This window comes from Xenorhabdus doucetiae (assembly GCF_000968195.1).
GTDB lineage: Bacteria > Pseudomonadota > Gammaproteobacteria > Enterobacterales > Enterobacteriaceae > Xenorhabdus > Xenorhabdus doucetiae.
Map to the genome: position 1 here is coordinate 109,421 of NZ_FO704550.1, position 24,900 is coordinate 134,320.

At 46.0% G+C, this 24,900-nt stretch carries 23 protein-coding genes, 1 tRNA gene and 1 pseudogene; 6 read left to right on the plus strand and 19 right to left on the minus strand.

Features of this window, described 5'->3' with window-relative positions:
* Positions 1–64: 64 nt before the first annotated feature.
* Complete coding sequence (gene uspB, locus XDD1_RS00500) at positions 65–394, minus strand: universal stress protein UspB (protein WP_045967801.1); 330 nt, start codon at positions 392–394, stop codon at positions 65–67.
* A 313-nt stretch (positions 395–707) separates the two neighbouring features.
* Between uspB and uspA the strand changes: the two genes are divergently transcribed.
* Together uspA and gdhA are read left to right on the plus strand one after the other, a co-directional pair.
* Positions 708–1,139, plus strand: coding sequence for a universal stress protein UspA (gene uspA / locus XDD1_RS00505; protein WP_045967803.1), 432 nt, complete (start codon positions 708–710; stop codon positions 1,137–1,139).
* Between the two features lie 259 nt (positions 1,140–1,398).
* Positions 1,399–2,742, plus strand: a complete 1,344-nt coding sequence (gdhA, locus tag XDD1_RS00510) for an NADP-specific glutamate dehydrogenase (protein ID WP_045967805.1) — start codon at positions 1,399–1,401, stop codon at positions 2,740–2,742.
* Between the two features lie 19 nt (positions 2,743–2,761).
* On the opposite strand, the gene rsmJ is transcribed toward gdhA, so the two are convergent.
* Both rsmJ and prlC read right to left on the minus strand, forming a co-directional pair.
* On the minus strand, positions 2,762–3,505 hold the full coding sequence (rsmJ, locus tag XDD1_RS00515) for a 16S rRNA (guanine(1516)-N(2))-methyltransferase RsmJ (RefSeq protein ID WP_045967807.1): 744 nt from the start codon (positions 3,503–3,505) through the stop codon (positions 2,762–2,764).
* 6 nt (positions 3,506–3,511) lie between these two features.
* Positions 3,512–5,554, minus strand: coding sequence for an oligopeptidase A (gene prlC / locus XDD1_RS00520; protein WP_045967809.1), 2,043 nt, complete (start codon positions 5,552–5,554; stop codon positions 3,512–3,514).
* A 224-nt stretch (positions 5,555–5,778) separates the two neighbouring features.
* Between prlC and XDD1_RS19280 the strand changes: the two genes are divergently transcribed.
* Together XDD1_RS19280 and XDD1_RS00525 are read left to right on the plus strand one after the other, a co-directional pair.
* Positions 5,779–5,873: transfer RNA gene (locus XDD1_RS19280), tRNA-Sec, on the plus strand.
* 380 nt (positions 5,874–6,253) lie between these two features.
* Positions 6,254–7,444: an MFS transporter gene (locus XDD1_RS00525; protein ID WP_045967811.1), complete on the plus strand. Its 1,191-nt coding sequence runs from the start codon at positions 6,254–6,256 to the stop codon at positions 7,442–7,444.
* 48 nt (positions 7,445–7,492) lie between these two features.
* On the opposite strand, the gene thrS is transcribed toward XDD1_RS00525, so the two are convergent.
* The 13 genes and pseudogenes from thrS to XDD1_RS00595 all read right to left on the minus strand — a co-directional run bounded on the left by thrS (position 7,493) and on the right by XDD1_RS00595 (position 20,582).
* The gene (gene thrS / locus XDD1_RS00530) at positions 7,493–8,680 is read right to left on the minus strand and encodes a threonine--tRNA ligase (RefSeq protein WP_071827232.1); all 1,188 of its coding nucleotides are present in this window, start codon (positions 8,678–8,680) and stop codon (positions 7,493–7,495) included.
* A gap of 296 nt (positions 8,681–8,976) precedes the next feature.
* Positions 8,977–9,303, minus strand: coding sequence for a lysozyme inhibitor LprI family protein (locus XDD1_RS00535; RefSeq protein ID WP_045967813.1), 327 nt, complete (start codon positions 9,301–9,303; stop codon positions 8,977–8,979).
* Entirely contained in the window at positions 9,304–9,798 is a 495-nt protein-coding gene (locus tag XDD1_RS00540; protein WP_045967815.1) for a hypothetical protein, read from the minus strand. It lies immediately after the preceding gene.
* Positions 9,799–9,883: 85 nt separating this feature from the next.
* Positions 9,884–11,218: a PI-PLC domain-containing protein gene (locus XDD1_RS00545; protein ID WP_045967816.1), complete on the minus strand. Its 1,335-nt coding sequence runs from the start codon at positions 11,216–11,218 to the stop codon at positions 9,884–9,886.
* 244 nt (positions 11,219–11,462) lie between these two features.
* Positions 11,463–13,124 (minus strand): alpha,alpha-phosphotrehalase, encoded by a 1,662-nt coding sequence (gene treC, locus XDD1_RS00550; RefSeq protein WP_045973262.1) that lies wholly within the window; start codon positions 13,122–13,124, stop codon positions 11,463–11,465.
* Positions 13,125–13,159: 35 nt separating this feature from the next.
* Positions 13,160–14,593 carry a PTS trehalose transporter subunit IIBC gene (gene treB / locus XDD1_RS00555; protein WP_045967818.1) on the minus strand — a complete coding sequence of 478 codons (1,434 nt, stop codon included), beginning with the start codon at positions 14,591–14,593 and terminating at the stop codon, positions 13,160–13,162.
* Positions 14,594–15,015: 422 nt separating this feature from the next.
* Positions 15,016–15,558: a dihydrofolate reductase family protein gene (locus tag XDD1_RS00560; RefSeq protein ID WP_045967820.1), complete on the minus strand. Its 543-nt coding sequence runs from the start codon at positions 15,556–15,558 to the stop codon at positions 15,016–15,018.
* 19 nt (positions 15,559–15,577) lie between these two features.
* Positions 15,578–16,525, minus strand: a complete 948-nt coding sequence (paaX, locus tag XDD1_RS00565) for a phenylacetic acid degradation operon negative regulatory protein PaaX (protein WP_045967822.1) — start codon at positions 16,523–16,525, stop codon at positions 15,578–15,580.
* 198 nt (positions 16,526–16,723) lie between these two features.
* Positions 16,724–17,611, minus strand: a complete 888-nt coding sequence (locus XDD1_RS00570) for a LysR family transcriptional regulator (RefSeq protein WP_045967824.1) — start codon at positions 17,609–17,611, stop codon at positions 16,724–16,726.
* A pseudogene (locus XDD1_RS00575) lies at positions 17,612–18,659 on the minus strand (IS630 family transposase).
* A 223-nt stretch (positions 18,660–18,882) separates the two neighbouring features.
* Positions 18,883–19,281 (minus strand): type II toxin-antitoxin system death-on-curing family toxin, encoded by a 399-nt coding sequence (locus XDD1_RS00585; protein WP_045967828.1) that lies wholly within the window; start codon positions 19,279–19,281, stop codon positions 18,883–18,885.
* Positions 19,278–19,499 carry a type II toxin-antitoxin system Phd/YefM family antitoxin gene (locus tag XDD1_RS00590; protein WP_045967830.1) on the minus strand — a complete coding sequence of 74 codons (222 nt, stop codon included), beginning with the start codon at positions 19,497–19,499 and terminating at the stop codon, positions 19,278–19,280. Before XDD1_RS00590 ends, XDD1_RS00585 begins: the two co-directional genes overlap by 4 nt.
* Before the next feature lie 219 nt (positions 19,500–19,718).
* A complete protein-coding gene (locus XDD1_RS00595; RefSeq protein WP_045967832.1) occupies positions 19,719–20,582 on the minus strand; it encodes a YicC/YloC family endoribonuclease in 864 nt (287 codons plus the stop codon).
* A gap of 123 nt (positions 20,583–20,705) precedes the next feature.
* On the opposite strand from XDD1_RS00595, the gene rph reads away from it, so the two are divergent.
* Together rph and pyrE are read left to right on the plus strand one after the other, a co-directional pair.
* A complete protein-coding gene (gene rph / locus XDD1_RS00600) occupies positions 20,706–21,449 on the plus strand; it encodes a ribonuclease PH (protein WP_045967834.1) in 744 nt (247 codons plus the stop codon).
* 100 nt (positions 21,450–21,549) lie between these two features.
* Positions 21,550–22,191 (plus strand): orotate phosphoribosyltransferase, encoded by a 642-nt coding sequence (gene pyrE, locus XDD1_RS00605; RefSeq protein WP_045967836.1) that lies wholly within the window; start codon positions 21,550–21,552, stop codon positions 22,189–22,191.
* Between the two features lie 261 nt (positions 22,192–22,452).
* Here the strand turns inward: pyrE and slmA are convergent, their stop codons facing one another.
* The 3 genes from slmA to coaBC form a co-directional block, all read right to left on the minus strand.
* Complete coding sequence (slmA, locus tag XDD1_RS00610; RefSeq protein ID WP_045967838.1) at positions 22,453–23,052, minus strand: nucleoid occlusion factor SlmA; 600 nt, start codon at positions 23,050–23,052, stop codon at positions 22,453–22,455.
* A 159-nt stretch (positions 23,053–23,211) separates the two neighbouring features.
* Positions 23,212–23,670 carry a dUTP diphosphatase gene (gene dut / locus XDD1_RS00615; RefSeq protein WP_045967840.1) on the minus strand — a complete coding sequence of 153 codons (459 nt, stop codon included), beginning with the start codon at positions 23,668–23,670 and terminating at the stop codon, positions 23,212–23,214.
* On the minus strand, positions 23,648–24,892 hold the full coding sequence (coaBC, locus tag XDD1_RS00620) for a bifunctional phosphopantothenoylcysteine decarboxylase/phosphopantothenate--cysteine ligase CoaBC (RefSeq protein WP_045967842.1): 1,245 nt from the start codon (positions 24,890–24,892) through the stop codon (positions 23,648–23,650). Before coaBC ends, dut begins: the two co-directional genes overlap by 23 nt.
* Positions 24,893–24,900 lie beyond the last annotated feature (8 nt).

Genomic DNA, 24,900 nt, shown 5'->3' on the forward strand with positions numbered 1-24,900 from the left:
TATTGCAAGCCAACCTTTTTTATTTTCATTGGTTTTTGGTTTATATTCATCTCGCAAACTTACGCTAAATCACAATCGCTATCAGGCATAGCAGAACAACGCCACAGAGCATTTCCATCAATATAAATTGCTTCCTCATCCTTTCGCACAGCAAGACGACATCAGGATCGTGATGGTTGATATAACTTTGTGAGTTGATATAACGCACTAGCCTAATCTGTTTATTGAACTGGCCATGAGTTTTAAAAAAACCATTTCCATCAACGGCTTGATACAGCATGGGATCTGACTCGCGTAAAATTGACAGAAGTACACGGAGCGAAGAAAAATAGCGAATGATATTAATCATGCAGATAAGGCAAACTGCCCAAAATAATGCAGTGGTATTGAACATACTTCCCCCTCCTGATCGCGGCAGCAACAGTTGCTTAGGCTGCCCGTCTGATGTTGACCGTAAAGAAGAAACCCAGCGGAAAAGTTTTTATTTGAGTAATAACTATATTAAATCTTTGGTAAAAATACAGTGTCCATTGGGTATTATCGTAGGGCGTATTATTCTTTATTATGGATAGCCTGCCGGGAAGCAAAACAATAAGTTGTGATCGAAACAACACTCAAAAGGCACATTGAGCAGTTATAGTATAAACATCGAATCATGGCGTTTAATGTTGCCAATCCATTTAATCGACGTTATGGAAGGAGTTCTTATGGCTTATAAACATATTCTTGTTGCGGTTGACTTATCTCCAGAAAGTCAGATTTTGGTGGAAAAAGCAGTGTCAATGGCGAAACCGTACAATGCCAAAGTGTCCCTGATCCATGTTGATGTTAACTACTCTGATCTTTATACCGGCCTGATTGACGTAAACCTTGGCGATATGCAGGAACGTATTGCGGATGAAACGCGCAATTCCCTGAAAGAATTATCTGCTGGTGCAGGTTATCCCGTTCAGGAAACGTTGAGTGGCAGCGGTGATTTAGGGCAAGTCCTTGTCGATGCTATTAAAAAGTACGATATGGATTTGGTTGTATGTGGTCATCATCAGGATTTTTGGAGCAAGTTGATGTCTTCTGCTCGCCAGCTTATTAACACCGTTCATATTGATATGCTCATTGTACCTTTACGTGACGAAGAATAATCTTCGGTTGATATTTTATTCTGTAAAATCGCCTGCTTATGCAGGCGATTTTTTTGGCGTCAGAAAAGAGGATGAAACTGCTTTAGAAACTGTCAAAGTTATTTTTGAGAAAACCTATAAAAAATAGTTGTTGAATTTTAAGCATGGAATAGTGATATATTCAGAAAGCAAACCGTAATTTCCTCACATTTTCGACAACAAAATAATATGGAAAATGGCTGGGGGTCATCACTTCTGAATGACAAAAAGGAAGCCCAAAATGAATGTATCATCATCTTTAGTCTCATTTCTCGATTCGGTTCAATCCCGTAATCAGCATCAAGTCGAATACTTACAGGCAGTACGAGAAGTGTTGACCTCTCTCTGGCCTTTTCTGCAACAAAACCCGCAATATTGTGAGCAAGGATTATTGGAACGTCTGGTGGAGCCGGAACGGGTAATCCAATTCCGCGTCTGCTGGGTGGATGACCAAGGGAAAGTACAGGTTAATCGTGCGTGGCGAGTGCAATTCAATTCGGCCATTGGGCCATTTAAGGGAGGGATGCGTTTTCACCCTTCGGTGAATCTTTCCATCCTGAAATTCTTGGGCTTTGAGCAGACCTTGAAGAATGCGCTGACAACATTGCCGATGGGCGGCGGGAAAGGCGGTTCTGATTTCGATCCCAAAGGGAAAAGCCACGGAGAAATCATGCGATTCTGTCAGGCCTTGATGACCGAACTTTACCGCTATTTGGGGCCGGATACCGACGTGCCTGCCGGCGATATCGGCGTAGGTGGTCGTGAAGTGGGTTTTATGGCGGGCATGATGAAAAAACTGTCCAACAATACGGCGTGCGTTTTTACGGGCAAAGGGTTGTCTTTTGGCGGCAGTTTGATCCGGCCTGAAGCGACCGGATATGGGTTGGTTTATTTCACCCATGAAATGCTTAAGCGTCATGGCATGGGGCTTGAAGGGATGCGGGTCTCTGTATCTGGCGCGGGAAATGTCGCCCAGTATTCCATTGAAAAATGTCTGGAACTGGGGGCGACAGTGGTTACGGCATCGGATTCAGGCGGGACGGTAGTGGATGAAGACGGTTTTACGCCGGAGAAACTGGCCCATCTTGCAGAGATCAAAAATCAGCGTTACGGCCGTGTGGAAGAGTATGCCAAAGAGCGTGGGCTGACTTTCCTTAAAGGGCAAGATCCGTGGTCTGTTCCTGTTGATATTGCCCTGCCTTGTGCCACCCAGAACGAACTGGATTTAGACGCGGCGAACACGTTGATTAAAAATGGGGTGAAAGCGGTTGCGGAAGGCGCCAACATGCCGGCGACGATTGCGGCGACTGAGGCTTTCCTTAAAGCCGGCGTTTTATTTGCACCCGGTAAGGCCGCCAATGCGGGGGGCGTGGCAACGTCGGGGCTGGAGATGGCGCAGAACGCAGCGCGTCTGAGCTGGAAAGCGGAAAAAGTGGATATTCGCTTGCATCACATTATGCTCGATATCCATCAGGCTTGCGTAGAGTATGGCGGAGAAGGGAAACAAATTAACTACGTACAAGGCGCGAATATCGCCGGCTTTGTCAAAGTCGCGGATGCGATGTTATCACAGGGCATTGTGTAGCCCTGGATAAAAAACGCAGTCAGCGGGGATAAATATCGAAACGGTGGTTTTTGGTGATAATGGCGGCAGACGCTTTAACGCCTGCCAGTGGTTCCGCATAATCCGGCCGTTTCACCACCACCCGACGTTCCGCCAACGCGCGGGCAGGTGCCAGCAAACTGTCAGCATCCTCATCTGCCCCGACCAACGACTGGAAAACGCGCATCTCTTTTTTGACCAGCGCGCTTTTTTGTTTATGCGGATACATCGGGTCGAGATAAACCACATCCGGCGGTGGCGTGATATCAGCCAAAGCGGTAATGCTTGAGACAGGGATCAGGGTCAGGCGCTCTTGCAGCCAGTCACCAATCTCAGCATCCTGATAGCCACGTTGTAGACCGTCATCCAGCAATGCGGCGACCACTGGGTGGCGCTCCAACATCCTGACATGGCAGCCGACAGAAGCCAGCACGAAAGCATCACGTCCCAATCCGGCGGTGGCATCCACGACATCAGGTAAATAATCTTTCTTGATGCCGACGGCTTTCGCGACGGCTTCACCACGACCACCACCAAAACGGCGGCGATGTGCCATCGTCCCGCCGACAAAATCGACATAAATCCCGCCCAGCTTAGGTTCATCGCGCTTGTGTAATTCCAGCCGTTCGGCCGTCAAGACTAGTGCCATGACGGACGCTTCATCGTGGATCAAATTCCAACGTTCAGCCAAGCGCGTTAAGGCGCTGTGATCAGCGCCTTCTTCACAAATCAAACAAATCTTCACAGGTTATTATCCGCCGATGCCGTAGCTCTCTAACATGGCATCCAGTTCTGGTTCACGGCCACGGAAACGGACAAACAGTGTCATGGGATCTTCTGAGCCGCCACGGGTCAAGATATTGTCGAGGAAGGACTGACCGGTTGTGCGATTGAAAATTCCCTCTTCTGAGAAGCGAGAATAGGCATCGGCGGCCAGAACATCCGCCCATAGATAACTGTAATAACCTGCTGCATAACCGCCATTAAAGATATGGCTAAAGGAGTGCGGGAAGCGTCCCCACTCTGGCGCTGGCACAACCGCAACCTGTTTTTTCACGGCTTGCAGCGTTTCCAGAACTTGCGTTCCCTTAGTGGGATCATATTCCGCATGCAGGCGAAAATCGAACAGGCCAAACTCAAGCTGACGCAGAATTTTCATGGCGGCCTGATAGTTTTTGGCTGCCAGCATATTATCCAGCATCTCTTTTGGCAGAGGCTCCCCAGTCTGATAGTGGCCGGAGATAAACGCCAGTGCTTCCGGCTCCCAACACCAGTTTTCCATAAACTGGCTTGGACACTCTACCGCATCCCACGGTACCCCATTGATACCGGCCACATCCAAGGCATCAATCTGGGTCAGCATATGGTGCAGACCATGCCCAAACTCATGGAACAGCGTTGTCACTTCGCTGTGCGTAAACAGGGCGGGTTGATCACCGACTGGCTTGTTGAAGTTACAAGTCAGATAAGCGACAGGATTTTGCAACTCGCCAGAGGCGTGACGCATTCTGCCGACATAGCTGTCCATCCAGGCACCACCGCGTTTATGCTCGCGGGCATAAAGATCCAAATAGAAACTGCCGCGTAATGCCTGTTGATCATCGTACAGTTCAAAGAAACGTACATCAGGATGCCATGTATCCACATCATGGCGCTCTTTGGCAGTGATACCATAAATGCGGCGAACGACTTCAAACAGCCCTTCCAGCGCCCGTTGTTCCGGGAAGTAAGGACGCAGTTGTTCATCATCAATGGAGAAGTCATGCTGTTTTTGCTTCTCGCTATAATAAGTCAGATCCCACGCTTCCAGCGCTTCAACACCGTAGTGAGATTTGGCGAAATCGGTGAGTGTTGTCAACTCATCCAGACCTTGTTGATGGGCGCGTTTGGCAAGATCATTCAGGAAATCGAGCACTTGCTGGGGTGTTTGCGCCATTTTGGTCGCGAGGGAACTTTCAGCATAGCTCTTGAATCCCAGCAATTGGGCGAGTTCATGACGCAACGCCAGTATTTCCGCCATGATGTCACTGTTATCCCATTTTCCGGCATCGGGTCCTTGCTCGGAAGCGCGGGTCGTATAGGCGTAATACATTTCCTTGCGCAGTTCACGATCATCGGCATAGGTCATGACGGGCAGATAACTTGGCATATTCAGCGTCAGCAACCATCCCTCCAGCCCCTTGGCCTCGGCGGCGGCTTTGGCTGCGGCCTTGGCACTTTCAGGCAGACCGGCCAGATCGCACTCATCGGTAATCAGCTTAGTCCATCCCATTGTGGCATCCAGCACATTATTGCCGAACTTCGCACCCAACTCAGACAAACGGGCGGTAATTTCACCGTAACGTTGCTGTTTCTCTTCTGGTAAACCAATGCCGCTTAATTCAAAATCACGCAAAGTATCTTCAACCACCTTGCGCTGTGGCTGGGAAAGGGCTTCGAAAGATTGACTCTCTTTCAGCGACTTATAAGCTTGATATAACCCTTTGTGCTGCCCCAGCCAGGTATCGAATTCGGAGAGCAGAGGCAGGCTTTGCTCATAGGCTTCGCGAAGCTCTGGACTATTCTTGACCGCATTCAAGTGCCCGACGGGCGACCACATGCGGGAAAGTTTATCTTTCTCTTCTGAAATGGGCTGACACAGATTATCCCAAGTAAAAGCGGCGTTTTCGGATAAAATTTTCTCAATGACTTGACGGTAATTGGCTAACGTCTCTTTCACAGCAGGCACGACATGTTTTGGTTCGATTGCAGAGAACTTGGGCAATGCAGAAGGTGTCAGTAACGGATTAGTCATAATGAGCGCCTTATATGTGTAGTTGGGTATAGGCGCAAACCGGCACTATAGCCCAATGGGTTGTTGACGATAGATGGGGATAAGATACCGTGAGTTCAATGCTAATACCGCTCTTTTATGTGAATAATTAGGCTCTTTTTCTATCAGGGATCTGTGAAGTCACGGGGAAGTTTAGATATTAGCGGGAACGCGCTATAATCCCTGCCCATCATTAATTTATTAATGGAAGATCATCGTCCCCGGTGGGGCGGCTGGGCTTCAAACCCAGATGGGGTCGCCAGCGACCCCCGGCAGGTTCAACTCCTGTGGTCTTCCGCCAGTTGTTGTCTTGTGTTGTCTTGTGTTGTCTTTTGCTTTCAATAAAAGCTATTAGATTCATTTTGTTATGTGATGGCGCTAAATATCACTTTGTGAGTGAAAAATAAAACTCTTGTTAACCAATCACTGAATTTTGCCATTAGCCGAGTATTATTAAGTAGACACTGGCAAGCTGCTTACATTGGATATGAAATCTGCTTAGCGTTCGCAGAATAATAAAAATTAGCTCGTCATTTTATATTCTTTATTGATACCTTCTTTTTAAGTATCTGACTGTAAAGCCCGATTAGTTATATACGGGACAAAAAAGAAAAAGTGATCAAAATTACCCTACATATCTTGTGTTGAAAATACACCGGTAAATTGGAGAAATAAGCAAATATGGCGATACAAGCTGAATCCCATAATAAAAAAAAGAGGGAGTTATCACTGGGATTTATTCTAATACTGGCAATGGCACTCCCTATGCTAATTCTTTATGCTTGCGGGGCATTGGCTCCCTTTATTTTACAGGAAGGTACGATTGATCGTGAACTCTTGGGAAGATTTACGTTAGCAGCATTTGGTGTGGCTGCCATTCTATCCTTATCTGCTGGGAGATGGATGAAAAAGCTGGGCATCCGTTGGGCGGGTATCATGTTGTTTCTATTCACTGGAGGGGCATTTGCGGCATTGATTTTGGCAAATCATCCTTGGTTGATGGTACTGGCAATAGCGGTTTGTGGTATTGCTCAGGCTTTGGCAAATCCAATGACTAATCAAGCCATTGCGACACAAGTGGCTCCTGTGAATAAATCGTTCATGGTGGGATTGAAGCAATCTGGAGTTCAACTCTCTGCATTAGTGGCGGGGTCGTTTTTGCCATGGATTGCGACACAATGGGGATGGCGCACAGCATTAGGCACCATTGTTCCAATGTGCCTGCTCATGGCGATTGTCGTGGCTGTTCGCAATTGGCAGCCCAGAGTGACCGTTTCACCGATGAAATCTCGCAAAGCGGGGCAATTGGGCGCCATAATGATGCTGATGTTAATGCAAGGCTGTGTTGGGATTGTGTTGGCCGCTTTTATTACTCAGGTGCCGATATTTGCTTCTCAATTGGGAATGCCTCCCGATCAGGCTGCATCTCTTATCACACTATTCGGACTGATGGGATGGCTTTCTCGTTTAGTTCTGACACCTCTGGCGAGTCGATTTAAGCAGGAATCCGACTTATTGGCGCTTTTGTTTGTCTTCGCTTTCTTCGCATTAATTGCAACATTTAATGCCACCGTACAAAACCTCTGGTTGGTTTATGCCGGGGTGATAGGGATTGGTTGTACGCTTGTTGCGACCAATGCTCTGGCGATGGTTATGATTCTACAACATGATTGTTTTGGAGAAATACCCACAGCATCTGGGCGAATTTCCTTTGCCTTTTTTGGCGGTCTAGCATTGGGTTCATTACTTTTCCAATGGGTGGTGACTTATTTCGGATCGATATGGGCAGGGATGGTGTTTATGTTAATACTGTTAAGTTTCAGCTTTATTTCGGTGCTCCGTTTGCGCTGGTTTTTGTCACGGGCCGTATAAGCGCTCGGCCACTGAATAACTCAGTGGCCAAACAGGTGCCTTCGGACATTACATGTTCCTATATGCAAGTAATTGCTCAACCAGCTTCATTTTCTCTATCGTCGTGACCATTTTTCCCCGGCGTAGCGCAACTTGATGTGTTTTCATCTCCTGTTCTCCGACAAGCAAAATATTGGGAATTTTCATTTGATGGAACCGTTTGATTTTACGGGCAACGGAACTATTACTGTGGTCTGTCAGCACATGCAGGTCGGCAGACCTGAGCAAATCCACTAATGTATTGGCATAGTCGATAGCCGTTTCGTCAACGGTAGCAATCGCAACGGGTAATGGATGAATCCACTCCGGCAAGGCACCCTGAGTGATTTCCAGCAACATACCGAGCCATCGCTCTATTGAACCATACATGACTTGATGCAGGATAACCGGATGTTCTTTCTCTCCGGCAGCATTTGTATAGGCGATATCAAATCGTTCCGGCAGATTAAAGTCCAGTTGGATTGTGCCGCATTGCCACTCGCGCCCCAGATTATCTTGAAGAGCCAGCTCAATTTTGGGGCCATAAAATGCCCCTTCTCCGACTTGTAATTCGAAATCAATCAACGCATTTCGGCACACGTCAATCAGGATTTGTTCAGCTTTTTGCCACAATGCTTCGTCTCCCAGAGAGGATTCTGGGCGTGTGGAGACTTTGACGGAAAGATGCTGATAACCGTACTGGCGGTAGACAAGTTTGGCTCTGTTCAGAAAGTGAATGACTTCATCCTGAACCTGTGACCAGGCACAAAAAACATGCGCATCATCCTGAGTGAACTGACGCAGGCGCAAACAGCCGTTCAAAGAACCAGAAGATTCATTGCGATGAACAAGACCAAATTCAAATAGCTTGACGGGTAGTTCCCTGTAGCTGTGTACGCCGCGTTTGAACAGCAAAATATGCGCCGGGCAAGACATCGGTTTTAGCGCGTATGCCTGCATATTCTCTTGATCGCCACCGAAGAACATATCCTCTCCGTACATCATAAGATGGCCGGAAGTCTGCCAGAGATCTTTTTTCAAAAACTGGGGAGTACGAACCTCCTGAAAACCGTGTTGTTGATACAGTTGGCGAATATGCTGCTGAATATTTTGAAATAAACGCCATCCGTTTGGGTGCCAGAAGATCATGCCCGGCCCTTGTGGCTCAGAGTGAAATAGGTCAAGCTGTTGTGCGATTTCGCGATGAGTTTTCATCATGACTCCTTTAGTGAAACTCTGGGCGAAGCGCATGGGGCAGGTATAAAAAACCCTCTGGCGAATCGCTCAGAGGGTTTAAAAATTTAGTCGTGTTTACCCCCCGAACAACCTGATGGTTTCGGTGGTGGTAGTTTGTTGGATTGGCTTAACCAATTTGTCGATCAATTTATTTTTCATGATGCTGAAATTATTAACAGTCAGTATAAGAAAAAGCAAGTGTAAATTTTATACAGATGATTTTTTTATAAAAAACTCAAGGAAAGAAAATCACGCCTTGAGTTCTTAATGATTTATTATCAAATTGGTTTCTCTATTGAATTATACAGCATATCAAGTTGATGAATGCGTTGGCGGTAATTTTGCAGCAGACAGGCTGTCTCTCCCTTACATTTTTGGCGCTGTTTCAGCCAGGCATTTTGGTTATCATACATCTCGCCTGATACTCCCATAGCAAACAGCCCGCGCAGAAAGTGATATTTCACACTTAATTCCACATCCAGATCATTCAGCTTTGGATTTGAACAAATGGCTTTCTCATCCAGTGCCTTAGCTTTTGTACAGTCAAAACTGGCAGCAAAACTCAGGGGAGAGAAAATAAGTAACATCAACCAGAGATATTTCATTTATTTCTCCTTATGGGAAGGAATGACAGGCTCTGGCTCAGTTTGCAATTTTGGCGGAACAATGTTTTCGAACTTGAATGACCGGGCTTTGCCGATTGCATCTAATTTGCAGGAGAATCGTATGTTGTGCCAACCATCATCGGTTCTGTACATCCCTATGCCGACCAATTCAGACGCGTTTTTGAGTTTAATATCCCCTGGTGAATCAATGCCAAGGAAAACTTTATCAGCATCTTTATGGTATTTCTGAATAACGGGTAAGGCAAAAGGGCGACAAATAAACTCGGCCACTTTTTTGGTCTCTGACCAACCTTCGACCATTGATAGTGCAGATTTATCGATAACTTGTTCATTAATTTGCTGTTGCAGATATTTTTTCTGGCTTAGCGATAATTGTTGGGTGGGGACTTGTGCTTGTGCAAAGGTAGATAATGCAAAGGTAGAGAAGAATAGACTGATGGCCCCCAAATAAGTTAAGTATCTTGAGTAAAACATAATGGCATACTCCTTGTTTGAGATTAAAAAAGTATGGCACAGATTTCATGAGTATGCCATTAATATACTGCCATTGCATGAGTCTTCATTCAAATACCTTCCAATTGATAGCTAAGGCTAATAGTGCCGCTGTTGTATCTTTCACATTATCGATAAGGATGATATTAGGATATTCTGTTTTTGTTATAGCTGGATGAAGAACTTCTACCAATATATTATTTGCCATATCGGCTAATTCTCTGATACTGAAGCCAATCCCGGTGGAGCATGATGAAACTTCGGTAAATTGTTGAGTCAGAGTCCACTCTATTTCAAAGTACTGCTTTGGTGCATGGTCGCGCATCTTTTGAATTTGGTCATGAATCATGTAAATATAATCATCTGAATTAGAAAACTGAGAATACATATTTAATTCACTAAGGTAAAAAAATCCTGCATCTTCGTATTCACCTAAATCAACATCAGGTTCTTTTTCTTTATCGACAAAGAATAAAACGGCTGGGCGCGTTCCATTAGCGGTCAGGGTATTAATAGTTGAGTCGGAGACGTTACCTACACCGTTGTGATAGTATAAATAATTAATGGTAGATAATTGATCGAATAAATCAAACCACTGGTCTTTGTTAAACGGACGATATGTCTCAAAAAAACCGACGTCTAAATTAAGGGAATGGGAAAGTTTTATCATAATTAATTCATTATTGTATTCTGTAAATTTATTAATGCCATTAATGATAGATTCCATTGATTCACCAAGGGCGCCTTCCCAAATGATCACTTTACTAAAGTGCTCAGTAAAAAATTTCCCATCGCTAAGGGCGGGTCTAATATCAAAATATCTTATACCTAAATTCAACTGCCCTAAGATATTATTTGTTTGAGTTAATGTGTTACATTCGGCAGCCAACAATGTTTTCCATGTAACGACACTCATTCCTGCATCGTGAGAACCTGGGATACAGATCTCTTTTAGTGAATGGTCCCCTAAAAGAGGAAGGTGGTCTCGTATCCAAGATCCAGCATTTATATCAGGCCCTATATAATAATCGGCATCACCAATAAGAAATAAGCAAGTTAATTCCTTTGGTTTCGAACCAAGGCTGATTATATTCCCTTTTCTATGATTGAGTGTGTCTATATTTACCAAATCGAGTTCTAAACCTAATCGTCCAGGCCCAAGTTGATACCTTCCAAGTATTTTGAAACGACTATTTTCTGAATCCATTATTTGATATTCTACATCAAAGTAACAATTTACCATGTTATCCTCATGAGAACCGAAAATATAAAACCGTCTATTTTCATGAGGGTTAATTAAATCAGGGAAGACAGAAGTATCTACACCGTGAGACGATTCAGATATTTTTTTCCAAACGAAATTTGTGCCATTAACTGGCATGAAATCTGCAATTTGAAACATGATGATCTCTCCTTATTAAATGTAACTATGGATTATTATTTCTATATGTTACTTTTAAGTATAGCAAGGATTATCAAATATCAAGTTGGATTTAAATAATGTTTTTATATCGGATGAATATAAAGTTTTATTATGTTTTTGAAATGAAAAACCATACCCCGTCTTATTTTTTTACGGGGTATGGTTTTCTAAAAGGTTTTATAAACAACTTATTACGATAAATGACGATATATCAATATCGTTGTCATTTAGATATTAAGTATATTGACTCATAAGGTTTAATCTTAATTTCATGATCTACCTTGGCCGGAGATGGGTAATTGCTTATCAATACCTGCCATTCTTTGTTTAAAAGAGAGGATTCCGGAGACCAAAGTTGTGTTTCACCGCTGAGGTTTGCAATGACCAGCAAGGTTTGCTCCTGCCAACGACGCAGATAACACCACAGTGACGGATGTTCTGGTAACAGATCCAAGTAATCACCGTAGGTCAGAATGGGTTGTTGCTTTCTCAATTTAATCAAATTGTGGTAGCAATAGAAAACGGAATCTTCATCCTGTAAGGCGATTTCAGCGTTGATCTCTGGGTAATTACGGCAAGGCGCAATCCACGGCGTACCTGTGGTAAAACCCGCATTGGCTGAATCATTCCACTGCATGGGGGTTCGGCTGTTGTCGCGGGATTTCTGCGCCAGAATCGCCAGTGTATCCTCTGGTTGCAGGCCTTTTTCAATACGTTCTTGATACATATTCAGGCTTTCGATATCCCGATAATCTTCAATACGCGTAAAGTGAGGGTTTGTCATACCCAACTCCTCACCCTGATAAATATAAGGCGTACCCTGCATACCATGCAGCACCATTGCCAGCATTTTGGCGGAGGTTTTGTGATGCTGATGTTCATCCCCAAATCGAGAAACAATGCGGGGTTGATCATGATTACACCAGAAGAGCGCATTCCAGGCTTTTTGGTGCATCCCTTGCTGCCATGTTGAGAAAATCTTTTTCAGCTCAACATAATCAGGTTTTGCAAGCGTCCATTTTTCGCCATTTGGGTAATCAACTTTTAGATGGTGAAAATTAAACGTCATGGAGAGCGCCGTTCCGTCCAGAGCCGCATAGCGTTGGCAGTGCTCAAGGCCGGTGGAGGACATTTCACCCACCGTCATCAACCCCTTAGGCTGAAAAACATCACGGCTCATTTCTTGCAGAAACTCATGTATCCGTGGGCCATCAGTATAGAATCGGCGGCCATCGCCGTGATCATCATCAGGGTAATCTTGCTGTTTTGAAACAAGATTAATGACATCCAGACGCAAGCCATCAACACCACGATCAGCCCAGAACTCACAGATTTTCTTCAATTCGGCACGAACGCCTTCATGCTCCCAATTTAAATCGGCTTGTTCTACCGCAAACAAGTGAAGGTAATATTGTTGACTCTCTGCGTGCCATTGCCACGCATTACCGCCGAATTTGGATTTCCAGTTATTGGGCAGGGCACTTTCAGCACCCTCCCGCCAGATATAAAACTGGCGGTAGGGGCTATCAATCTCCTGTGCCGCTTGGAACCACGGGTGTTGGGTTGAAGTGTGATTGAAAACCATATCCAAAATAATGCGAATGCCGCGGCGATGGGCATTTTGCACTAAATTATCAAAGTCCTGCATGGAGCCATAATCAGGGTTGATCGCGCAGTAATCGGCGACATCATAACCATTATCCACTTGTGGAGAAGGGTAAATTGGCGTGATCCAAATAGCATCAACACCAAGCCGCTGTAGATAATCCAGTCGTTGGGTGATCCCGTTGATATCGCCCGTGCCGCTACCGGTACTATCCTGAAAACTCTTTGGATAAATTTGGTAGATAACGCTATCCATCCACCAGGGTTTTTGTTCCGTCATCATTTTTGTTCCGCCATAAATAGATACTTGCAAAATTAATTAGCGAGTTCATTGGGTAAGATTGCTTTGCGTTCATTTCTACGATAAACCAGAATGGTCAGTAGTAACGGCACAATAATCGCGACGATCATGGCAATAAAGTAAACCATCCAGAATTGCGGCTTGATAGAGAGAATGCCCGGAATGCCGCCAACGCCGATGCCATTGGCCGTCACATGATTGAGCCCACAAATCAGCCCGGCGATAGCAGAACCCACCATCGCACAAAACATTGGGTAACGATATTTCAGGTTGATGCCGTACATGGCGGGTTCGGTGACACCCAGATAGGCTGAAATTGCCGCAGGAATAGAGACTTCGCGTTCTTTTTGCTTCTTGCTGGCCCAGACAATGCCGGCAACGGCAGACCCTTGGGCGATATTAGAGAGCGCAATAATCGGCCAAATCGGGGTTCCGCCGGTGCTTTGGATCATTTGCAGGTCGATGGCCAGCGTGGTTTGGTGGACACCGGTGATCACCAGCGGGGCGTAGAAGAAACCAAACAAAGCCGCTCCGATAGGCGCAAAGCTACCCGTCATCAGCCCTTTGACCGCCCAGGCGACACCATCCCCGATAGCGCGTCCGGCAGGGCCGATCAGGGCATGGGCAAGGAAAACCGCCAGCAGCAAAGAAGTCACCGGGACAATAACAAGATAGAGGTAATCCGGCACCCATTTTTTCAGCCGGGTTTCAATCCATCCCAATGTTAGGCCGGCTAACAAGGAAGGAATGACCTGAGCCTGATAACCGACTTTCGAAATGGTAAACCAGCCGAAATTCCAAACTTCGGGCGTTTGTTGCCCAAGCAGGTAAGCATTCATCAATTGCGGGGAAACCAGCGTGATCCCCAGAATAATGCCCAGAATGGGGGTTCCGCCCATCTTTTTGACGGCAGACCAACAGATCCCCACAGGGAGGTAGAAGAATATCGCTTCCCCGATCAGCCAGAGAAAATCATAGATACTCTGCCAGACAGGATGGAGTTGCGCGAGGGATTTCCCGTCACTAAAGGGAATATCCCCGATCAGGTTACGAAAACCGAGGATTAAACCGCCGCTGATCAGGGCCGGCAGCAGTGGGAAGAAGATCTCAGCAAAATGTGAAATTGCATTTTCATACCATTTCATATTTTGGCGAGCAGCTTGTTTAACTTCTTCTTTATTAATGGATTGTTTCCCTGTGGTTTCAAGCAGCGCTTTATAATAGACATCCACATTCGTCCCAATCACCACCTGAAATTGCCCGGCATTGGTGAAGCACCCCTTGACCATCGGTAACTCTTCAATGGCTTTGGCATCGGCATTTTCTGGTGTATTAAGAACGAATCTGAGGCGGGTGATACAATGACTGACGGAAGCGATATTCTCTTTACCACCAATCAATGTAATAAGGTTATCAATATCCTTTTGATTTATTTGTTTTTTCTTCATGCCTTTTCTCCTTTGTGTGGCAGGAGTGATAAATAAACGGGGTCTTGCGATTAACAGAATGATTACTATCGTGATGAGATAATGAATAGACTGAAGTAATAGCAACCCAATCCTAGACAGATTTTTATATTTTGAATATGAAAAGATGTTTTGTTTGAGTTTTGGATCACATTTTAAGCCATTGATTTGAAATTAAAGACTTTTTTACATTTGTGATACTTATTATCATTAGGGGTTTAATTGCGTTGGTGATTAATGGGTACGGGTTATCGTTTATCCGGCAATAATATCGCGCCCGGATAATATTCCCGTGCCAGATGCAGGAAATAATTAATTCATTACAAGATTGATAAAGATCTGCGCTCCGTAACGGCGCAGAGTGTCATTCGACTCAGATCTATATGGATATGTGTGATTCATGGCTATTTCGTCAATGTAATATCCATGATGGTTTCAATCGTGCCGTTTCGTAAACATCGCTGTTTATTCGGCGTTACATGAACAGGTTGACTCACGGGCAGGACAGGAATGCCAGAGCCTAAAAATACCGGAACGGTGGTAATAAACAGTTGTTGTAACTCTCCTGCATCGGCAAAACTGGCGGCAGTTTTGCCTCCTCCAATCACCCAAACATCTTTTCCTTTGGCTGCGGCTTTTGCCTTGGCTGCAATAGCTTGGGGATTGTCTTGAGTGACAACGGCATTGATATCAGCAGAAAGCGTTAAATTTCGAGAGGAGAGGATAAAGGAAGGAATATTTTGATACGGCCATTCACCTGCGGCATTTTTCATAATCCACTCATAAGTTCCAGTTCCTATAATTGCGGCACCGATATTCTGATAAAAAGCATCATAAGGCGTGGCATCATCACCGGGTGGACAATCATATAACCAATCTAATTCATGGTGCTCAGCCGCAATATAACCATCCATTGTGGCGGCGACATAATAGATGAGCTTCGACATGGTTTTTTCCTCTCGAAATTTATTGGGAATAGACGTTCATTTCACTGTGTAAGCCACCAAAACGTCGATAATACGCCGCAGTGGGCTGAGGTAATTGACCAATGGTGGTTTCGCAACATTCACTGACATAGCGTGTCGCGGCTAGGTCAATACGCTGATAAATATTGATACACAAATTACGGGCAATCTGCCCTTCCCATTGTGCGGGTAGCAGGGCATTCGGCAGCAGTGGATCACGCAGGACGATGCGGCGGTAAAAGTGGATGAGTAACAGGCGTAGCTGGAAACAGCGTTCTGGTGTCAGGTCGGCTTCATGGCAATCCCGCAACAGTGCCATCAACGGGCGGAACGAAACGATAAATTCGTGATAGTGCTGTGATACCTGTTCCAGTGACCAATTGACAGAGACGAGTTCTTTCAGGTTCTGTTCCGAACGCGTGTAAGGATAATCAGCCCGGAAATAGATGACAGAATCGCTGGCGTTGAGTTCCCCCAATAGCGTGGGAATGTCTCTTTGTGGACTGCTTGGGGCGGCCATCAGGCTACTGTTAAATTGGGCAAACCCAAGCCAGCCTAGCGCTTTTTTCAGGCGGGTACGCGCGTTCTTAGCGACGCCTTCCAGGAGGAGTAGATCCCATTTGCCATCCCATTCCGGTTGTTCACTAAGATAGATTTTGTCCTCTGCATGACGGAACTGATTCATACCCCGTTCGGCGATGCGGTAATAACTGCGTCGCCCCAATTTTTCTACCGTAAGCCACCCCTCTTTTTGCAGTCTGAATACGGCTGTTCTCACGAAACGGTCACTAAACCCCATCGGTTCCAGCAAGAGGCTCAAGCTGCCAAGCCAGACTTCACCGCCCCGGTGGTTGAGTGCATCACCGTATAAGGAGATGATCAGCGATGTCCCGCTGATGGGCTGTGCATTGAGGGCGTACCGAATAAAGTCGTCAAGTTTGTGTGCCATAGTTGCTGTAATTTGCTCATAAAGTGTGTCATGACATTAGCATAACGGTATAAATGGGCTTAGGGAAAGGCTCCCTGTCATTGAACTTGGATGACGAAAATTTATTCATGTAATTAGTTGTCGATTATTCTCACCACCTTGCTTTCTGGGGGTGGTAAGGGCTTCTGGTGTTTTCGCAACAGGATGAAAAGTAATAACCTAACTAATCCGTAACTCTTTGCTTAACAATTCCAATATGCTATTCACCTTAGGAAACAATTGCCTTCCAATCGGCCAGACTAAATTCAGGGGCAAACCATCTGTGGTCAGTTCAGGCAAAATTGTCACTAAATCACCTCGTTTTATATCATCACGTATCAACCACGTTGCTAATTGTGCTATGCCATACCCGGCTTTAACTGCACTAACCTGAGCCTCGCCGCTACCCACGATGATACGCCCTTCCATTGTCTTACGTTCAACCAAACCAGTATTATTTGTAATCAACCAAGGACTCGTACTTCCATCAGCCTTACCGTAGAGCACAGAATCATGACATACCAGTTCGTCCGCTGACGCTGGTGTGCCGTGTTTTGCTAAGTAGCTGGGTGAAGCACAAAAAATTAAACGTTCCCTGCCAAGATAACGATGCCCCAAGGACGCTGGCCAGTGTTCCGCTCCTCCAATACGTACAGCCACATCTATTCCCTCATTTAGCAGATCAACAAAGCGATCAGTGAGCGATATGTGAGGCAGTAAATAGGGATGTTGTTCTGTAAATTGTAAAAGTAGCGGCAAAACGCGTAAACGGCCAAACGCCTCTGGTGCATCTAATCGCAATCGCCCTACAGGCTCTTTAAATTGAGTGCTGAGAACAACTTCTGCTTCTTTTAAGTCCGCGAGTACACGGACACAAGTGCGGTAGAATGCACTCCCAGCATCAGTCATCGTTAATCGGCGAGTTGTTCGTTCAAACAGGCGAGTGCCCAGTCGATCTTCTAAGCGTGCCACACTCTTGCTAATTGCAGAATTGGTCAAATTCAACTGATGTCCAGCTGCGGTGAAACTACCTGAATCAGCAGTGACTACGAAAGCTTCTATACCAATCTAACTTGAAGATGCAGGTTTTAAAATCTGAAAGTTGTCAGTCAGTCTAGTCGTGAGTTCTTTCGCTTTTTCTGGCAAAGTGACATGAAAAAAGTGACGAAGGGTTTCACGGAATGTCTTCGCATCCGGAAAATAAACATTGTTACGTACTTGCTCATTCATATACTTCCACAATCGCTCTATTGGATTGAGGTTTGGGCTGTAAGGCGGTAGGTAATGCAGTTCAATATTAAGGACATATGCCACCTCTTTCACCAATTCTGCCCGGTGGTAACCCGCCCCATCCAGAATAATATGAATTTTTTGCGAAAGTGGGTAAGTTTCTCTAATAGCGCCGAAAAAATACGCGATATTTTCGGCATTGATACTCGGGTATTCACGGATCACGGTGTCTTCAATTCGTTGTAAATTGAGGGCGCCCAGAAGATTGAGACGGGTACGACTGCCGGTGGTTTCGACCACTTTTACCTGATTTTTCCCCGCTTTCATCCAACCATAGCTGAGCTTTGTGGACTGCGAAGGATGCACCGCATCAATAAATAGGATAGGTTCATTCTGACCTGCCCGGTCTTTCAGAGACTGGTAGTCATCAATAAATTGTTGCTGCTTATCCGCATCGAATTTATGAGGAACGCCCTTTGGCTTTTTGTAGCTGAAACCTTGTCGGTGAAGCCATTTCGTCATGCCTCCCACGCTGAAAGACACCTGCCAACGAGCTCGTACATAATCCACAATTTGAGCGGGCGTATGCAGCAAATTTGCCGTCAAATAATCAAACAAGATCGGGCGGTTTGTTTTGGCAAAGAGATGGCTTTCAGAAACCCCCATTTCCGGGGGTGAGTTTTTCCTGGCGCGATGAAAATCTTTTAGGGGACGGCCTTACCGTAGTTTCCATGAAAACGTAAGGGCCCTGAGCAATCATCTGAGCTGTCCAGCCCTCTGACGCCAAAAGCACGGCCTTGATGCGATCACAGACTCGACTATCACGAGTGGTATCATGCATCAATTCGAGGGCACGTTTTTGTTCTGGTGTCAGATGAATTTTCATGATTGCAAGCATGATCGGGTTTGGATAAGAAATCAAGCATCTTCAATGGCGATTGGTATATATCTGGCTTTATGAAATGTTGTGACTGAATCTATTCATTGAGTATGGGGAGTAAAGCCTTGTCGTTGCTGGGTTGGTGATATTCAATATTTTCTAGGGGTACACCCTTTGGTACACGCTAAATCGAGGTGTTCCTTAACATCCTCAAAAAAGCGTGCTGTTATCATGGATTACAGCTCAGATTAGTATAGTCCACCAATTCGCGTAGGTGCTGCGCCAACTGGTCAACGGTTTTCTCGCCCGTAGCGGCATCTACTGTTAAGTTTTCCAATGTATTGTCGTTATCAAGGATCTTGATACCGTTACGATAGAGAAAAGTCATGGTAACGAAAAACGCTGTGCGCTTATTACCATCATTGAAAATATGACCACGAGCGATAGCAGCCCAATAGGTCGCTGCAAGTTCAAAAATATCTGTTATGCCTTCATAGTGTGTACGGTTTTGTACCCGATAGATGAGTGCTTCAGCTCTACCAGAATCGGGCATTCCGGCAACGCCGGGAAGCCGTTGTAATATTCGGTCATGAAAAGCGATAACTTCCTGTGCGCTGACCCATATCATCGATTTGTCAGCGCCTCTATCGTATGCCCATGACGTTGCATAATCGCATCGAACTCTGCATCCAGCTTAGCGTTTTGCCAAGCATCGAATTCTGCTTTACTGATAACGACTGCTGAGCTGCCGTCTCGACGGGTAATTTCAACAGGTTCACCGTGAGCCGCTGTGTCCAACACTTCCGCGATGTTGGCACGGGCTTGAGTTGAGGTGTATGTACGCATAATATTCCTCCAAATCTGTACATATTAATTGTACATTTCTTGGGTGATTATTCAACAACGCAGATAAAGTTTTGCAGTCTATGGATTCATTTGGTTCACGTCACCACATCATGCCTACGTTACGTAATCCTCACGAAATAAACGTAAACCCCACGTAAAAAGCCAGCTATAACAAGGTATATGCTGGCTTGATGAAGGGTTGTGAATTTCTAGGAAACCCTATTCAATATTTTGGATCTGCTCGCGCATTTGCTCAATCAGCACTTTCAACTCAATCGCAGAATTGGTGATATCCGCATTAATGGATTTTGAAGCCAATGTATTCGATTCGCGGTTAAATTCCTGCATCATGAAATCCAACCGGCGGCCAACGGCTTCTTTTTTCTTCAGGATATTGCGTGTCTCTTTAACGTGGGCATCCAGACGATCCAACTCTTCTGCCACATCAATACGTTGAGCTAATAAAATGAGTTCTTGCTCAAGGCGGCCATTATCCAGTTGAATTTGTGCCTCTTCCAGCTTGGTCTGCAAGCGTTCGCGCTGCCATTGCAGGATTGCCGGCATTTGTTCCCGGACTTTCATCGCCTCCACGGTGACCGCATCCAAACGCTGTTCAATCAGTGTCTTGAGAGCTTGTCCTTCCGTCTCACGGCTCTGGATAAATGCATCCAGTGCCAGATCTAATTCCACCAGCAATTGGGCACTGATGGCATCCAAATCTTGCTCTTCGGCAGACATCACGCCCGGCCAGCGCAGGATATCCACCGGATTAATTTCACCTTCATTACTTTGCTGTTTCACCCAGCTTGCCGCTTCAACCAGTTGTTTTGCCAGATTTTCATTCAGCATTAAGGCGCTTTGGGCAAGGGTGCCCAGTTCAAAACGCAGGTTACATTCCACTTTACCGCGCGTCAGGCGGGAACGAATGCGCTCACGGATGACAGGTTCAAGGCTCCTGAATTGCTCTGGCAGGCGAATATAGGTTTCCAGGTAACGCTGATTGACGGAACGCAGTTCCCAGGCTGCATTGCCCCAATCCCCCTTGATATCTCGCCGTGCAAAAGCGGTCATACTACGGATCATAATTCATTCCCAGTTTATAAATGATGGGCGGATTATAACGTCCCATGCAGATGCAGGATAGGCATTCGCCGCTTTAGGCCGTATAATGCGCCCCCAATCATTGCGAACAACGGAGATCACACTATGAGCTTAGTAGGAAAGCGTCCGGCGGGAAGAGCAGCGGGGCAGGTGCGTCCTATTAAAATGACCCGTCATTACACTAAACACGCGGAAGGCTCTGTTCTGGTGGAATTTGGGGATACCAAAGTGTTATGTAATGCCTCCGTTGAAGAAGGAATTCCACGTTTCCTGAAAGGTCAGGGGCAAGGCTGGATCACGGCCGAGTACGGCATGTTGCCGCGGGCGACCAATAGCCGTAATGCGCGTGAAGCGGCCAGGGGCAAACAAACCGGCCGCACGATGGAAATCCAACGCCTGATTGCACGTTCGCTGCGTGCTGCCGTCGATTTGAAAAAACTGGGTGAATTTACCATTACGCTGGATTGCGATGTGATCCAAGCGGATGGCGGTACGCGCACGGCGGCTATTTCTGGTGCTTGTGTGGCATTGGTTGATGCCCTGAATAAGTTAGTTGCGGATGGCAAACTGAAAGAAAGCCCACTGAAATCGATGGTTGCGGCAGTCTCTGTTGGGATCGTTGAGGGTGAAGGACGTTGTGATCTGGAATATGTCGAAGACTCTGCGGCCGAAACTGACATGAATATTGTCATGATGGATGACGGCAGAATGATTGAAGTGCAGGGCACGGCAGAAGGTGAACCGTTCAGCCATGATGAATTGCTCTCACTGCTCTCATTGGCAAAAGAGGGACTGGAGACGATTTTCAAAGCGCAGCGAGATGCGTTGGAACAAGTTCCACTAAAATAATCAATAAATCAGGCGGCGGAAGAGTCGCCTTTTTTATGCCCGCAATATACCTGATACCTGCAATAGTAATGAATGACAAAATCAAAGAGGAGAAACTCCAATGAAAGCCTATCAGCGCGAATTTATTGAGCTGGCACTGAAAAAACAGGTGCTGAAATTTGGCGAATTTACGCTGAAATCGGGTCGCAAAAGTCCGTACTTTTTCAATGCGGGTCTGTTTAATACCGGGCGCGATTTGGCGTTGATTGGCCGTTTCTATGCGGCAGCGCTGCTGGATAGCGGAATTCAGTGTGATTTGCTGTTTGGGCCGGCTTATAAGGGGATTCCGATTGCGACAACCACCGCAGTGGCACTAGCTGAACATCATGATATTGATATGCCATATTGCTTTAACCGCAAGGAAGCCAAAGATCACGGCGAAGGGGGTTCGCTGGTTGGCAGTCCGCTGCAAGGCAATGTGGTTGTTGTCGATGATGTTATTACCGCAGGTACGGCGATCCGTGAGTCGATGGAAATCATTAAACAGCACGGGGCAACGCTGTCTGGTGTGATTTTGTGTCTGGATCGTCAGGAGCGTGGTCGTGAAACGCTTTCAGCGATTCAAGAAGTGGAACGTGACTACCATTGTCAGGTTTTCTCCATCATTACCTTGAATGATTTGGTCAGTTATTTACGCGAAAATCCAGAGATGCAATCCCATTTGGAAGCGGTGGAAGCGTATCGTAAAGAATACGGTATTTGATGGGCAGTCAATATTGCCAGCAGTAATGATAGGTTGAGTGAAAAAAAAATCCCTCGCCCAAGGGTGGGCGGGGTGAGTAGTAGAAATGGCATCTATCATGGTAAGGATGGTGACAATGATGCCATTATTGAGCTACTGAGTCGTGAACTCAATGAGCCGGAACATAGTAACACAACTCAATAAAAAATCCGCACGTTATCCTTCGCTGCATAATAAAAGATGCGAATTTATGATGCTGCGATAAGCGATTGTCGTGGCAGATTATTGTAGTTGGGTCAGCATTAAAGGCCAGCGTATTTCAAATTCAGTTGTCGGGCGATAGCGAAACTCAGAGCGAACAAAACGGGAGAGCATCCCTTCACAAAACGCCAGTAATTGTGAGGCCAATACGGTTTCATCATAACTGAAGCCCTGTCCATCACGGATTTTTTTCTCTTTTAAAATTTGGCGAAGTTGCATTTCGATTCGCTCAAATAGCTGATTGATGCGATTTTGCAATCTGTCTTGTTCAAACATAAGCGCATGACCGGTCATGATACGGGTTAGTCCCGGATTTTTTTCCGCAAAGCCCAAAAGAAGGGCGAGGATTAACCGAACGCGCTTGATGGTGTCTTTTTCATCTTGCAGGATCAGATTGATACGTGAAATCAAAGAATCTTCGATAAACTCAATCAAGCTGTCAAACATCCGGGTTTTGCTCGGAAAATGACGGTAAAGCGCGGCTTCAGAAACACCAACGTTGGCGGCGAGTTTTGCAGTCGTAATGCGTTGGCTGCCATCACTGGATTCCAGCATATGTGCCAGTGCCTGCAAGATTTCCTCACGCCTGTTTTTCTTTTTTGTACGTTCTTTTTCTGCCATGTCTGATAAGACCCCTGCTAAAACAGCAAAACAAATCCAGCTATTTTTTGCCACAATGTTATTGCAGGCAAGAACGTTGCTGACAAAAAACGTTATTGGCAAAACATCGTGGGCAAAAAATATGAAAATTAGGTTGACGGTATCAGGCTTTATGGAAAGTTATTGACGACCGGAATGACCAAATCCACCACTGCCGCGCTGGCTCGCATCAAAATCTTCAACCAAATTAAATTCAGCCTGAACAACCGGCACAAAAACCATTTGGGCGATGCGTTCACCGGGTTCGATGGTGAACGTTTTATCACCACGGTTCCAGACTGAAACCATCAATTGTCCCTGATAATCCGAGTCGATAAGCCCGACCAAATTGCCCAGAACAACACCATGCTTGTGACCCAGACCAGAGCGAGGAAGGATGACCGCAGCCAATTGTTCATCTGCAATATGGATAGCTATTCCGGTTGGCAGAAGTTCCGTTTGACCGGGTGCCAGTTCCACTGCATTATCCAGACAAGCACGTAAGTCTAAACCCGCAGAGCCAGGTGTAGCATAAGTCGGTAAAGGAAATTCTTGCCCGATGCGGGGATCAAGGATCTTAACGTCGATTTTTTTCATCATAGCGTTTGAGTATCTCGTCTAATAAGCGGTGGCTGAGTTGTAATTTACCACTGTGGGGTAAATGAACACTACCATCATGCCAGAATAGATGTAGTGCATTAGTATCACTGTTGAAGCCGTGTCCGGCCAGGGATACATCATTTGCGCAAATCAAGTCCAGATTCTTCTGTTTGAGTTTTCCGCGGGCATATTCTTCCACATTCTGGGTTTCGGCTGCAAACCCAACGACAAACGGACGATTTTTTTCCATTGCAGCAACGCTCGCCACAATGTCAGGGTTTTTCACGAGCGTAAATGTGATTTCATCACCCTGTTTTTTGATTTTCTCAGTTGAGATTTGCTTGAAACGGTAGTCAGATACGGCAGCACAACCGATAAAGATATTCTGTGAAGCCGCACTCGCTTGCACCTGCTCATGCATTTCCAGAGCACTGTTGACATCAATACGCTTAATGCCTTGCGGGGTGGGTAAATTAACCGGGCCAGTGATTAATGTTACTTCTGCCCCCCGCTCTGCGGCGGCCTGTGCAATGGAGAACCCCATTTTACCGGAGCTGTGGTTGCTGATAAAACGGACGGGATCTAAGGCTTCACGGGTTGGCCCGGCGGTAATCGTTATGCGCAGCCCGGAAAAATTTTGCTCAGTATTGAGATGCTGCGTTGCCCGTTCGACAATCGTCATTGGCTCCAACATTCTTCCCGGCCCGACATCGCCACAGGCCTGACTGCCTTCATCGGGTCCCCAAATCAAGATATTGCGCTCTTTAAGTACCTTCAGGTTATGTTGGGTTGCCTGTGCACGATACATTTGTTGATTCATGGCCGGTGCAACCGCAATGGGGGCAGCGGAGGCCAGACAAATAGTGGTGACTAAATCATTCGCCATGCCCGCGGTTAAGCGAGCCAGCAGATCGGCGGTGGCGGGCGCGAGAATAATTAAATCAGCCCACTTTGCCAGTTCGATATGCCCCATCGCGGCTTCAGCGGCGGGGTCCAGAAGATCATCAGAGACAGGATGGCCAGAGACGGCCTGTAACGTCAATGGCGTGATAAAAGCCTCTGCGGCGGGCGTCATGACAACGCGCACCTGAGCACCACGATCACGTAAGCGGCGCACCAGTTCGGCCGTTTTATAAGCGGCGATCCCTCCGCTGATCCCGAGGACGATTTGTTTACCAGAAAGCGGATGGTCAGAAATTTGTTTGCCGGAAAATCCTGTCATGTTGATTG